6 protein-coding genes are annotated in these 12,525 nt (G+C 62.5%); all 6 read left to right on the top strand.

Annotation, left to right across the window (positions count from 1 at the left end; translation table 11 throughout):
• Positions 1-191: 191 nt before the first annotated feature.
• The 6 genes from EPN93_20310 to EPN93_20335 all read left to right on the top strand — a co-directional run bounded on the left by EPN93_20310 (position 192) and on the right by EPN93_20335 (position 12,476).
• Positions 192-3,749, top strand: coding sequence for a hypothetical protein (locus tag EPN93_20310; protein TAL30169.1), 3,558 nt, complete (start codon positions 192-194; stop codon positions 3,747-3,749).
• Positions 3,617-7,828, top strand: coding sequence for a carboxypeptidase regulatory-like domain-containing protein (locus tag EPN93_20315; protein TAL30170.1), 4,212 nt, complete (start codon positions 3,617-3,619; stop codon positions 7,826-7,828). The genes EPN93_20310 and EPN93_20315 overlap by 133 nt, the downstream gene beginning before the upstream one ends.
• Positions 7,829-8,015: 187 nt before the next feature.
• Positions 8,016-8,486, top strand: coding sequence for a hypothetical protein (locus tag EPN93_20320; protein ID TAL30171.1), 471 nt, complete (start codon positions 8,016-8,018; stop codon positions 8,484-8,486).
• An 81-nt stretch (positions 8,487-8,567) separates the two neighbouring features.
• Positions 8,568-10,088: a hypothetical protein gene (locus EPN93_20325; protein ID TAL30172.1), complete on the top strand. Its 1,521-nt coding sequence runs from the start codon at positions 8,568-8,570 to the stop codon at positions 10,086-10,088.
• A gap of 384 nt (positions 10,089-10,472) precedes the next feature.
• Complete coding sequence (locus EPN93_20330) at positions 10,473-11,879, top strand: Do family serine endopeptidase (GenBank protein TAL30173.1); 1,407 nt, start codon at positions 10,473-10,475, stop codon at positions 11,877-11,879.
• Positions 11,880-12,476 (top strand): hypothetical protein, encoded by a 597-nt coding sequence (locus tag EPN93_20335; GenBank protein ID TAL30174.1) that lies wholly within the window; start codon positions 11,880-11,882, stop codon positions 12,474-12,476.
• The last annotated feature ends 49 nt before the right edge of the window (positions 12,477-12,525 follow it).

Genomic DNA, 12,525 nt, shown 5'->3' on the forward strand with positions numbered 1-12,525 from the left:
ATCCCGCATTATGTCCCTTATAGTATAAACTATTACAATTAATAAGTTTAAATTAGAGAACGAAAATTTTTAAATAAAAAACCCAAACGGGCTTTTTTTGTTTGCTAATTCTGCCGATAGATGGTATATTGTTATGGTTATCTGGAAATCCCTTTTTGGATAAAGGAAACGATTTCGGCAGAACGTAGATTATGAAGAAGGACACGAAATCAAGACTAAAGGCTGTTCTGGGCGCGTGGGCGATCGCCCTGGCCGCCGCGTCCTGCACGGCCGTCCCGGACGCGCCCCGGGCGACCCCGCCCGTCCTTAATCTTCGCGTGCCGGACGAAAACGCGACCGATGTTCCGCTCAACACCAATATTTCGGTCAGCTTCAGCGAACCGGTGACCGGCATCAACAACACCGGGGGCGCCTTCACCCTGAAAAAGCTGGGTGCGGCGAGCGACACGCAGTCCCATGTGAATTATGACGAGGCAGCCCGGACCGCGACGCTCGATCCGGACGCGGACCTTGAACCCGATTCCCATTACGTGGCGACCGTGACGGGTGGCGTCAGGGACGTGGAGGGGAGCGCCCTTGACGGCGCGCCCGTGGTCTGGGTGTTCACCACCGGCCCCGCGCCCGATCTTACAAATCCCGCGGTGGTCGAAAAGAATCCCGATGCGGCCGCGCAGAATACCTGGGTGGGCACCGACGTGACCGTCAGGTTTAGCGAGGCGGTGAGCGCGGTGAACGATGCGAGCTTTACCCTCACCCGCGAGGGGGGCGGGTTTCCCGTAAGCGCGACGGTGTCGTACGACCCGCAGACCCTCACGGCGACGCTCAACCCGACCGTCGATCTCGAGGAAAACACGAACTACACCGCCGGGCTGTCGGCGGCCGTGAGGGACACGGCGGGAAATATTTTGACGGGCGCCCCCGTGCAATGGTCGTTCCTCACCGAAGACAGGACCATTCCCTTCGTAAACGCGCGCGCCCCGGACGAGGGCGACTCGGGCATGGGCACGAACACGGTGATCACTGTGAGCTTCAGCGAACAGGTGATGAACGTCACCAACGCGAGTTTCGTGCTCCGGAGAACGGCGGATAACGCGCCGATAAGCACAATCGTATCATACAACCCGGTCACCTTCAGCGCCACGCTGGACCCGGAAAGCGACCTTGACCCGAGTACCGGATACACGATCTACCTGAGCGACCTGATACGCGACACTTCCATTAATCACAACCAGCTTGCGCAGACAAGCTGGGGCTTCACCACCGGCGCGAGCCAGGACACCGCGCAGCCCTTCGACACGGAGCGCTATCCCGAAACCGCGGACGTCCCGCTCGATACACCGGTGTACGCGAAATTCAACGAATCGGTCGTGGGTGTGAGCACGGTATCGTTCACGCTCGTACGGACCAGCGACGCGCAGCCGGTTGAAGCGACCATTTCGTATAACGACGCCGAAAAGAAGGCATCACTGGCACCCAAGAACACGCTCGCCGAGCTCACGCAGTACACGGTGACCCTCACCGGGGCGATCACCGACCTGACCGGAAACGTGCTGCTCAACGCGCCCCTCACGTGGAATTTCACGACCGGCGACCAGACGCCCCCGTCCCTGACCGACCGGAACCCGGGAACGGACGCGGTAGACGTGGGCACCAACGCGACCGTTGAGGTCACCTTTTCCGAACCGGTGACCGGCGTGAGCGATTCGACCTTTACCCTGGTGCGTGTGAGCGACGGGGAGCCCGTTCCCGCGGATATCACCTACGACGCCGGTACATTCAGGGCGGTGCTGGACCCCAGGGACGATCTTGCCGAAACCACCGGGTACACGGTGATGCTTACCGCGGGCATCAAGGACACGACAGGCAACGCGCTTGTCCCGTTCTCGTGGAACTTCACCACCGGCCAGCGCGCCGATATCACGGCGCCCGGTATCGATTCCAAATACCCGGAGCCGCCGGCGGACGCGGTGCCGCTGGAAGATTCCATCACCGTTACCTTTAACGAGGCTGTTCGAAACGTAAGCGGCACGAGCTTCACACTGGTCAAGACTTCGGACGGGATGCAGGTAAATGCGGGGGTAAGTTATGACGATTTAATCCTTACCGCGACCCTCGATCCGAACGAACCGCTCCAGGAAAACACCCAGTACACGGTGACGCTTACCAACGCCATTAAGGACGTGGCCGACAACATGTTCGTCCAGACTTCGTGGAACTTCACGACCCAGGCGGACAGCGCCCCGCCGATGTGGAGCTCACGCTCGCCCGAGGCGGATTACAACGGCGTGCGCACGAGCGCGAACGTCGTCGTGACATTCGACGAGCCTGTTTCCGGTGTGAGCGGTACCTCGTTTTACCTGCGCCAAGGCGTCACGGCGGTTCCGGCCCTGGTCGTCTACGACCCGGCGACGAGAACCGCGACGCTGGACCCGAACGCGAGCCTCGCGGTGAACACGGTCTACACGGTCACGCTTACGAACGCCATACGGGACACGTCCGTGAACCAGAACCAGCTCGTGCAGCTCAGTTGGAATTTCACCACGACCGACGATTCCACGCCTCCGACGACGAGCCTCACCGTACCCGCCGAGGGCGCGGGTGGAGTCTCACGTAACCTGCCCGAAATCACGATCGAATTCAGCGAAGCCATGGATCCTGATAAGGGCCGGGCGATATTGATGAACCGCACGGGCGGGCAGGTAACGGGAAGCCTGGGCACCCCGGCATGGGAAAACGGTTATACGCGCGCGGTTTTCCCGATCATTGGCGAACTTGCCACGAACACGGAATACGAGGTGTACCTCTCGTACTGGGGAGGCTCGTTCGCCGACGTCGTGGGAAATCTGCTCAACGGTACGCCCTACCTGGGCAACGGCAGACTGAACTTCACCACCGCCGCGGACGGGACCGCACCCCAGGTGAAGTCCACGATCCCCGCGGAGGGAAGCCTCCTGGTGAACAGGAACATACCGCGCATCGTGATCAGGTTCAACGATCAGATGAACCCGGCGGCGGGAAGCGCCGTGCTCGCGGGAACCGCCGGAGTTTCGCTGGGCGCGGGCGTGTGGTCCGAGGGAAACCGCACGGTGAGCTTCGCCGTATCGGGCACCTTGGATGAAAACACGGATCACACGGTGACGCTCTCGGGCTTTGCCGATACAGCCGGAAATCCACTGGACGGCGTACCCGTCCTCGCGGACGGCGTGCTCGATTTTACGACGGGAAGCGAGACGGATACCACCCCGATCCTGGCCGAGACTTTCGAATCCTACGCGGATCCGTTCTTTACCGCGCTTATTAATGTGCCCTTGGGCGGCCGTGCGTGGAACCAGGCCTATTCCAGCAACAATCCCCGCAAGGATCCTGCCGAGGGAGGCTTCATGGCCCGCGCGGCGACGCTCGAGTGGCAGCCGGGTGATTCGACGTATCTCGAAACCGTTACTCCCGTTGACATGAGCGCGCCGGGTATCTATGTGCTCTCGTTCCAGATGGTTCATGAAAACATGTACAACGCGCAGGACCGTATCGATTTCTGGGCCGATACCGGGAACGGCTTCCAGTACGTAACGGACTCGGCGATCCTGCGCTTCGACGCGTATTGCGCGGGCTCGCCGGCATGGATTACGCACGACATCGACCTTTCGGCGCCCGAATTGCGCGCAGTCGTGAATCTGCGCATACGCGCCGTTTCCGCGGGCGACGTGGGGAACAACATTCTGATCGACGATCTCAAGGTCCGCCGCTACTAGAGAGAAGGTACGCAATGCACGCGATGAAAAATACCGCCGTCTTCCTCCTCGCCGCCTCCCTCCTGGGGGGCTGCAGCGGCGACGCCTTCAACCAGTACCAGAAGGAACGCTACGTGGAGGACACCACGGGGCCCACGCCCGACACCGAGTCCCCGGCGATCGCCGCGGTGACGGCGCTTTCGCGCACCCGCATCGACGTGGAGTTTTCCGAGGCGCTGGACAGGACGAGCGCGGAGCAGATAACCAATTATTACGTGCAGGGACCAAACCGCATCGAGATCACCGGGGCGGCCCTGGCGGCCGACGGCAAGACGGTGATGCTCGACGTCGCCGGGGACACGGAACACCGCATGCTGAACGGCAAGCAGTACACGATGCTGGTCCAAAACGTCGCCGACACGGAACGCAACGCGATTGCAAACCTGCTCTCGCAGTTCACGGGAAAGGGTTCCATCGTCGCCGAGCTGACCGGGACCCCGCCCGCGCACACGAATTCCGCCGCGACGGACATCCATGTCGAGGGCGCCGGGATCATCGCCTACCAGTTCAGCCTGGACGGCGGCGCGTGGTCCGGCGAAACCGCGGCGGGCATTCCGATATCGCTTAACGGCCTTTCGGACGGGTACCACACGATCAGGATAATCGGCAAGGACGACGCGGCGGGCGGCGAATGGCAGGAGATCGCGCAGCCGACCGTGTTTGGCTGGACCGTGGACACGGCCGCGCCAGTCGCGGATCTTTTCAACCTGCCGGAGAATTTCACCGACAGCCCCTCCGCCGAAATCATCGTGGGCGGCGCCCAGGTCATCGGGTACCGATACAGGCTGGACTCGGATCCCCTGTGGAGCGACGAGACCGCTTCCACCGTGCACATCGCGCTCGACGGGCTGGCGGACGCCGCGCACACGCTGTACGTGATCGCGCGGGACGAGGCCGGCAACTGGCAGGACGAGGCGGCGGCGACGACCTTCTCGTGGACCGTGGACAGCGCCGGGATCGCCGCGCAGCTGTCCGGGCTCCCATCCGGCTACACGAGCGAAAATGCGGCCCTGGTTACCGTAAGCGGAACGGGGATCAACGCGTACAAGTACAGGCTGGACGCGGGCGGTTGGTCCGCACAGGCCAGCATCACCGAGCTCATCTCGCTCGCCGCGCTCGCCGACGGCGAACACACCCTGTACGTCTGCGGGCGCAGGGCGATACCGCCCTTCACCTGGCAGGACGACGCGGACGCGACGGCGTACACGTGGACGGTGGATACGACCGCCCCCGCGGCGGTGACGCTCCTGTCGCTCCCCGAGAATCCCACGAGCGACCAGGGCGTGCACATCGCCGTCTCGGGCGCGGGCGGCGTCGTGCAGTACCGCTACAAGCTCGACAGCGGCCTGTGGTCGGGACGGATCGCGATCGCCAATCCTATTTCGCTTAACGGTATAGAGGGGGGCGCTCACACGCTCCGCGTGGTCGGCGTGGACGCCGCCGGCAACGAACAGGACGCGCAAAGCGCCACGGCGTTCGCCTGGACGATAGACCTCGACGCGCCCGCGGCCCTGCTCTCCGGGACGCCCGCGAATCCGACCTCCGACGATGCGATCGACGTCCTCGCGAATGGCAGCGATGTCGTGTCGTATAAGTTCAAGATAGACGAGGGCGGGGTATGGAGCGAGGAATTTTCCGCGGCGGCCCACATTGCGGTGCCCGGTATAACGGAGGGGGCGCACACCCTTTTCGTGATCGCGAAGGACACCGCGGGCAACTGGCAGGCGATCGCGGACGCGACTGCATACTCCTGGTCCGTGGACATCACACCCCCCGAGGCGGAGCTCTCGAACCTGCCCAATGACCCCACGAACAGCACCTCTACCGGCATTATCGTGGGCGGAACCGGCGTGACGGCCTACAAGTACCGGATCGACCTGGAAGCCTGGAGCGCGGAGCGCACGACGGCTCAGCCCATCGCACGCACCGGCCTCGCGGAAACGAATCACACCATTGAGGTTATCGCCAGGGACGGTGCGGGCAACTGGCAGCCTGTTGGCGCGCCGACCGCGCACCTGTGGACCATAAACTTCTCCGCGCCTACGGCGCTGCTCTCGAACACGCCCTCGACCTGGACGCAGTCGACGTCGATAGACATCGACGTGGGAGGTTCCGGGATCACCAAGTACAAGTACAAGCTTGACGGTGGCGAATGGACGCTCGCGTGGACCGATATCGCGACCTCCATATATTATACCGGGCTCGCGGAGAGCGCGCACACGCTCTACGTGCGCGGGCGCAAGGACTCGGGCTCCGAGCAGGCCGAGCTAAACGCCACGACCTGGACGTGGACGATCGACCGTACGGCGCCTGCGGGGGTCCTTTCCGGGCAGCCGTCGGATCCCACACGCGAGACCGCGATCTCCATTACCGTGGGCGGACCGGGGGTGGTTGCCTACAAGTACAAGCTCGACAATGAATCCTGGAGCAGCCAGATATCCACGGCCACGCTGATCTCTATCCCCGGTATATCGGAGGCGACGCACCGGATTTACGTGATTGGAAGGGACCTCGCGGGCAACTGGCAGAGCGAGGCAGGTGCGACGAATTACGAGTGGACCGTCGACCTTTCTGCTCCATCGGCCCCCGTTACATGGGACGCGGGCGACTACGACGGCGACCTGAGGCTGGAGTTCAGCTGGACGAACCCCGCCGGCACGGTCGAAGCGAAGGTCCAGGTCTCGACAAACCCGTCGTTCACCGCGCCGGTGTACGGCGGCGATGACGGGATATCCGTGGGGAACGCGCATAACTTCAATTACATCGTCAACCCCGCTAACGGGGCGCAGTATTTCGCGCGCGCGAAGGTCCGCGACGCGGCGGGAAACTGGTCCGGCTTTGGCGACGCCTCCAACGGGATTTATGTCACCGGGGGCGTGACGGGAAAGGTTAAGAATTCGAGCGGGGGCACGGGGATTGCGGGCGCGCTCGTGACGCTCAAGCGCGTTTCCGACGACTCCATCGTATCGAGCGCTTTGACGGATGCAAACGGCATTTTTACCTTCGGCAACGCACCCATCGGCACCAGCGCCTATTACGCGAGCGTGTCGGCGGGCGGTTTCAACGCGGCAATCAAGAACAATATCACGGTAAGCGCGGGCGCGGTCACCGACGTGGGCTCCGTCTTCCTGGTCTCGACCTCGGCGGCGCAGGGGATAATCACGGGCACCGTGGTTGACGCGAACGACGGGCACCGCATCGCGGGCGCGACGGTGGTGATTCGCCGCTGGGATAACACGATCGTGGAGACCCTCACGAGTTCGAGCTCAACCACGGACCCCGAACCGAACACCTACCCCGCGGGCGATCCCCCGGGATATGTCCACAGGGGAAAGTTCGAATCGTCCACGCTCGATCCCGGAACGTATTCGATCACGATCACCATGAACCGCTATTTCGATCTCACCGCGGACAACGCGACGGTGGCCGGCAACTTCAACCTGGGAAGCCAGGCGATGTGCGAGGTCCTGGACGAGCCGCAGGTGCGCGTAATCCTCCTCTGGGGAGGCAGAACGAGTTCGCCCACGGACCCGAGCGACCTTGACCTGCACCTGGTGGGCCCCACGAACAAGACCGTATCCGTGGACGGCGCGCCGAACAACAGGTTCCACATATACTGGAGCAACAGTAAATCCTTCAACGAGAACACCGGCGCATACATCGCCGGAGCCATGGGCGACCTGACCGGCACACAGTCGACGTCCAGCCTGGTGCAGGACGACACCACCTATTTCGGCCCGGAAGCGATCAATCTCTTCCGGTACGGCGGCAACCAGTACGTATATGGCGTGTACACCTACACCGTACACCGCTGGTCCGCCAACGGCGGAAGTTGGGGTTATTCGCCCATTACCATGCGCGTGTACGACTCGCAGGGAATGGCGCGCGAGATCAACTTCCCGTCGGGGGCCCCGTCGGACCGCTACTGGAAGGCGATCAAGATCAACATCCAGGGCATAGGGCGGGCGAACAGGACGATTACCGTGTATAACCAGTTCGGAACTCTCACCTACGACTCGAAATCTTCGATGAACTGGTAGGAATATGTCCGGACCAGACACCATCCCTTATAAGTTCCTCCTGACGCTCGTAATTATCGGCGCGGCGCTCTTTTTGCCGGCGATCGCCCGTGCGCAGGACGCCGCGTTCGGCGGCGTGGAAAAACGAGACGAGGGCACCAAGGTCGCCGGCGGGGAAAAGCCCCGCGACGAGGAGAGGGCGGCAACGATGCTCGTGAGCGCGGGCGGCGGCTATTTCCGTGCGTTAGGCGATATTGGAGGCGTGCTCGATCCCGGGTATTCGTTCAGGGCCTTCATCCAGGGCCGGGAACCCGGAGACCCGCTCGCCGTGGGCTTCGAACTCGATTTCGCGCCGCTTAAAGACAAAGAGAACGCGGGCGGCATAACGTATATCAGCGCCCTGCCCTCGCTCGCACTGGTATTCACCCCCGTTTCGTCGCTCGATATCCAGCTTCGCGCCGCGGCGGGATTGACCCTCGTGCGGTCCGTCATCGCGCGGGAAACCGATTCAGTCGAACGCTCCTCGCTCGACTTTACCGTGGGCGCCGGCGCGGGAATCTGGAAAACGTTCGGGGGCCGATACGCGGTGGGTCTGGAAACGCAATACCTGTATTATTTCGAAAAAACGGGCTCGTCCTCGCTGGGCGCATATCTGTGCGCGGGATACCGGTTCGACTAGGAAGGCATGACGATGAAGCCAACACACGCTCGCCGCACGACGCACCCGGGGAACAAGACTCGTCGATCAAGGAGGAATCTCATGAGAACACGATTAATTACGGCGCTCATCGCGGCCGGGTGCATACTCGCGTTGGCCGCCGCACCGGCGCATGCGACCATTACGCTCGATTCGGGACTGGGACTCGCCGATCATCCCTGGATGGTGGACGGCCTGCAGAGCTACATCTACGCGAACCCGAGCTACCTGGGACAGTTCAGGAACACCATCTTCTTCGAGAGGATCGGCGCGAACGCGGGCGACAACGTGGGTGGCTTCATCTGGAACCCCGCGAAAAAACTGACCCTGGGCGTCTTTAGCGGGCTCGCCGCGGATGACGGCACCTGGAACACCACGGGCGCGGCGGGACTTTATTACATGGGTAACTACACGCCCCGATCGCTCATGAATCCCACGCTCGTGAAACCCGGCCCCACGATCCTCGACCTCGACGATCCCGACGGCAACGGGGCGGGGGCGACCCCCTACCGGAAGTTCCTGGCGAACAAGGACGTGATCGCGCTGCTCTCGTACGAGTTCTCGCGCTGGACGCTCGGTTTCAGCCTGGGATACGCCACGGCATGGAACGGCGAAACCTACGACAATACCACGGGCACGCAAAAGGACGAGTACCAGTTCTCGAGCACCCAGTACAACGTGGGACTTTCCGTGCTGTTCCGGATCAACGAACGGATGACCCTGGACACGGTCCTGGGCTTCACGATGTACGACCTCGCCAACACGTACGACATGACGGCCGCGGCGTCCGCCAGGACCATGAGCTACGAATCGGACGGGGCCATGGACATCGGGGGAACCATGCGCTATAACTGGCAGGCGACCAGGATGCAGAAGCTCCACATCCAGGCCGGGTTCACCTCCCTCAACCGCTCGACAAAGGGCAGTGACGTCATCACCGGCGCGGGGCCGGTGAACGCGAGCGACACCTACGGCCGAACCGGCATGGAAATTAATTTCGGTGTGGCGGACGAGATGCGGCTCACAGGCGACTTCATGGCCTATATCGGCATGAACGTTAACTACCTGGCGATGGATTACAGTTTCACCGGCACGCAGACGGTGGCGCCGTCGTCCGACAGCACGTACACCAACAAGGCCTCGGCGTTTTCCATTCCCATACTCCTGGGACTGGAGACCAGGCTTTCGGAAGGGTGGAGCCTGCGCTTCGGCTTCTCGCACATAATCTACAACCCGGCGACGAGCGAGGACTCCAGCGCGCACGATTCGACGGCCTCGGACATTACGCGGACGATCAACGGCGACGACTCGGCCACCACGAAGCTCAACCTGGGGCTCTCGTACAAATACGGCAACCTCCGGCTCGACTGGCTCGCGAACGTGGACCTCTTCGTGAGGGGCCCGGAGTTCGTATCGGGCAACGCGACCGCGCAGTCGCTCTCGGGCAACGACGGCAGCACGCCGGTGTCGCTCGCCTTCGCGCTCACCTACTCGTTCGACTCGCTCCTGAGCCAGATCGCCGCGGACCAGGCGGAGCCCGAAAAGGCGGGGAAGAAAGACGAGGGGGCCGATAAAAAAGAATAGTCCCCGGACCAGCGTATCGGCGGGCGGGAAAAAACGCGGCAGAATTCACTGCCGCGTTTCCTGTTGGGGAAGCGGTTTCCGGTCTCCGGGAATGCCGTTCGCCCCCCACCGTGGGGTATGGGGGGCGTTTTTTAACTTCTGGATAATGTGTATATCTGCGGTGGAGGGTCCGATACGCCGGGGTCGTATCGGACCCCGGAAAATGTAGTTGAAGTTCTCGCGGACCCCGGGCAATAATTGCATCAGGGAGCGCTTATTACGGAGCGCTCTTTCGCGCGAACGCGGGACGCGCGTGGCTCAATAACTGCCCGGCACCGGAAGGAATCGCGCCCGCGGCGCCCCATCGCGCGGGAAATTGCACATGCACTCCAAGGAGATGCTTCAATGTCAAAAAAATACCTCGTCGCCGCGGTCTGCTTCGCGGCCGCTCTTGGGTTCATCCCGGCCTCGGCCGCGGATAAAAACGACCAGGCGCTTAAGAAATTCAACGACCAGATCATCGAGATTACCAAAAAGGCCGTTCCCATGGTGGTGAACATTTCGGCCCTGAAGGAAGCGCCCCACAACGACGTCTACGAATACGACAACCAGGGGCGCCAGGAAAAAAAATTCCCCTTCAAGCCGCCCGTGGAACCCAGGGCCTCCGGCAGCGGCGTCATCGTCGACAAGCGCGGGTACATCATCACGAACTATCACGTGATCAAGGATACGAGGGCGATCAAGATCACGCTCTCCGACCGGCGTGAATTTCCCTGCTCCGTGATGGGGACGGACCCCGCGACCGACATCGCGATCATCAAGATCGACGGCGCGGTCCCGGCCGACCTTCCCGTAATTCAATTGGGCGACTCCGACAAGCTCGAGGTGGGAGAGGTGGTCATCGCGATCGGGAACCCGTTCGGGTTCACGCACACGGTCACGATGGGAATCGTGAGCGCGACGGGCCGCCAGAGCGTGGGCCTGGCCGACTACGAAAACTTCATCCAGACCGACGCCGCGATCAACCCCGGCAACTCCGGCGGGGCGCTCATCAACATCGACGGAAACCTCGTGGGCATAAACACCGCCATATTCTCCAAGACCGGCGGCTACATGGGAATCGGCTTCGCGATCCCCACCAGCATGATAAAGGAAATCCTGAGCGAACTAATCACGAAGGGCAAGGTGGTGCGCGGCTGGCTTGGGGTGTTCATCCAGGACGTGACGAAGGACATGGCCGATTCGTTCAAGTACAAGGGCGAGGGCGGCGCGCTCGTCTCCGACATCATGAAGGGCGCCCCCGCCGAGGGCAGCGGCATCCGCAAGGGCGACATCATCACCTCGGTCGACGGGATAAAAATCCGCGACATCAATCACCTGCGCAGGCTCATCGCCGGGAAAAAACCGGGGGCGACCGTGAAGCTTTCCGTCTACCGCGACGCGAAGGACCAGGCTGTCAATCTCACCGTGGGCACCCTGCCCGACAAGACCCCCGTCGCCGAGAGCGAAAGCCAGGAAAACGGCGACGAGATCGGCATCACGGTGAGGGAGATCGACGAGGATCTCGCCTACAAGTTCCGCTCGACCGAGAAGCGGGGCGTCATGATCACGCAGGTTAAGCGCGGCTCACCGGCCGACCGCGCGGGACTCATCGCGGGCGACATTATCAAGGAGATCGAGCGCGCGCCCATAGATACCGCAAAATCATACGCGGACGCGGTGGAGACGCTCAAGGAGAAGAAGAAGCTTCTCTTCCTGATCTCGCGCGGGGGAACCCACAAGTTCATCGTGATCGAGAAAGAGGAGAAGTAGGTGGCGGCTCCGTACCGCCCCTGCGACTGCGGCGATATCGTGCCGGGCGCGCCGTGGCCCCGGCCCATGGCGCGGGGCCGCGAAATCGTTTCTATCAACAGGGAGACCGGAAAGGTGCTCGTCGCGTGCGGCACGTGCGGCGGGCACGTTATCGTCGAGGTTGACCCGCGGGGAAACGCGTCCGCCGCGCAGTGTGCCCCGGAAAACATCAGGGCGAGCTTCCCCGAATGGCTTAAATCGGAATCCGCCGCGTCGGGCCTGGGCGAGGACGAGATCGTTCACGCCATGGGGCGGGACTACATCGCGTCGAAAAAAACCTTCGGCTGCGATCTCTGCCTCGGGATGAAGCCGGGGGAGGCGGGGGCGCAGATGAACCCTGTCGCGAGCTCCCCTGCCGGCCTCCTCTACCAGTGCAGGCGCTGCGGAACCTTCCGCTGGCTCCGTCCCGCGGCGCGGGATGCTTCCCGGGCGGCGGACTGGGATTATCTCACCACGTGCGCGGTCCTCAGCTTCCGCCCGTTTCTCGAGGCGGAGGCGCTCCGGCGCGGCTCCACGCCGGAGCGCCTTGCCGGCGAGATACTGGAACGCAGCGTCTGATTCGCCTGCATAGATTTTCGCGCATTGACACACGCGCCGATGCGTGCGA

This window comes from Spirochaetota bacterium, from assembly GCA_004297825.1.
Taxonomy (GTDB): domain Bacteria; phylum Spirochaetota; class UBA4802; order UBA4802; family UBA5368; genus FW300-bin19.

What these genes read in the sequence shown, in the direction of transcription:
- EPN93_20325 (TAL30172.1), top strand. Translation starts at nt 8,568, where the DNA reads ATGAGAACACGATTAATTACGGCGCTCATCGCGGCCGGGTGCATACTC.
- EPN93_20310 (TAL30169.1), top strand. Translation starts at nt 192, where the DNA reads ATGAAGAAGGACACGAAATCAAGACTAAAGGCTGTTCTGGGCGCGTGG.
- EPN93_20330 (TAL30173.1), top strand. Translation starts at nt 10,473, where the DNA reads ATGTCAAAAAAATACCTCGTCGCCGCGGTCTGCTTCGCGGCCGCTCTT.
- EPN93_20315 (TAL30170.1), top strand. Translation starts at nt 3,617, where the DNA reads ATGGATTACGCACGACATCGACCTTTCGGCGCCCGAATTGCGCGCAGT.
- EPN93_20320 (TAL30171.1), top strand. Translation starts at nt 8,016, where the DNA reads ATGCTCGTGAGCGCGGGCGGCGGCTATTTCCGTGCGTTAGGCGATATT.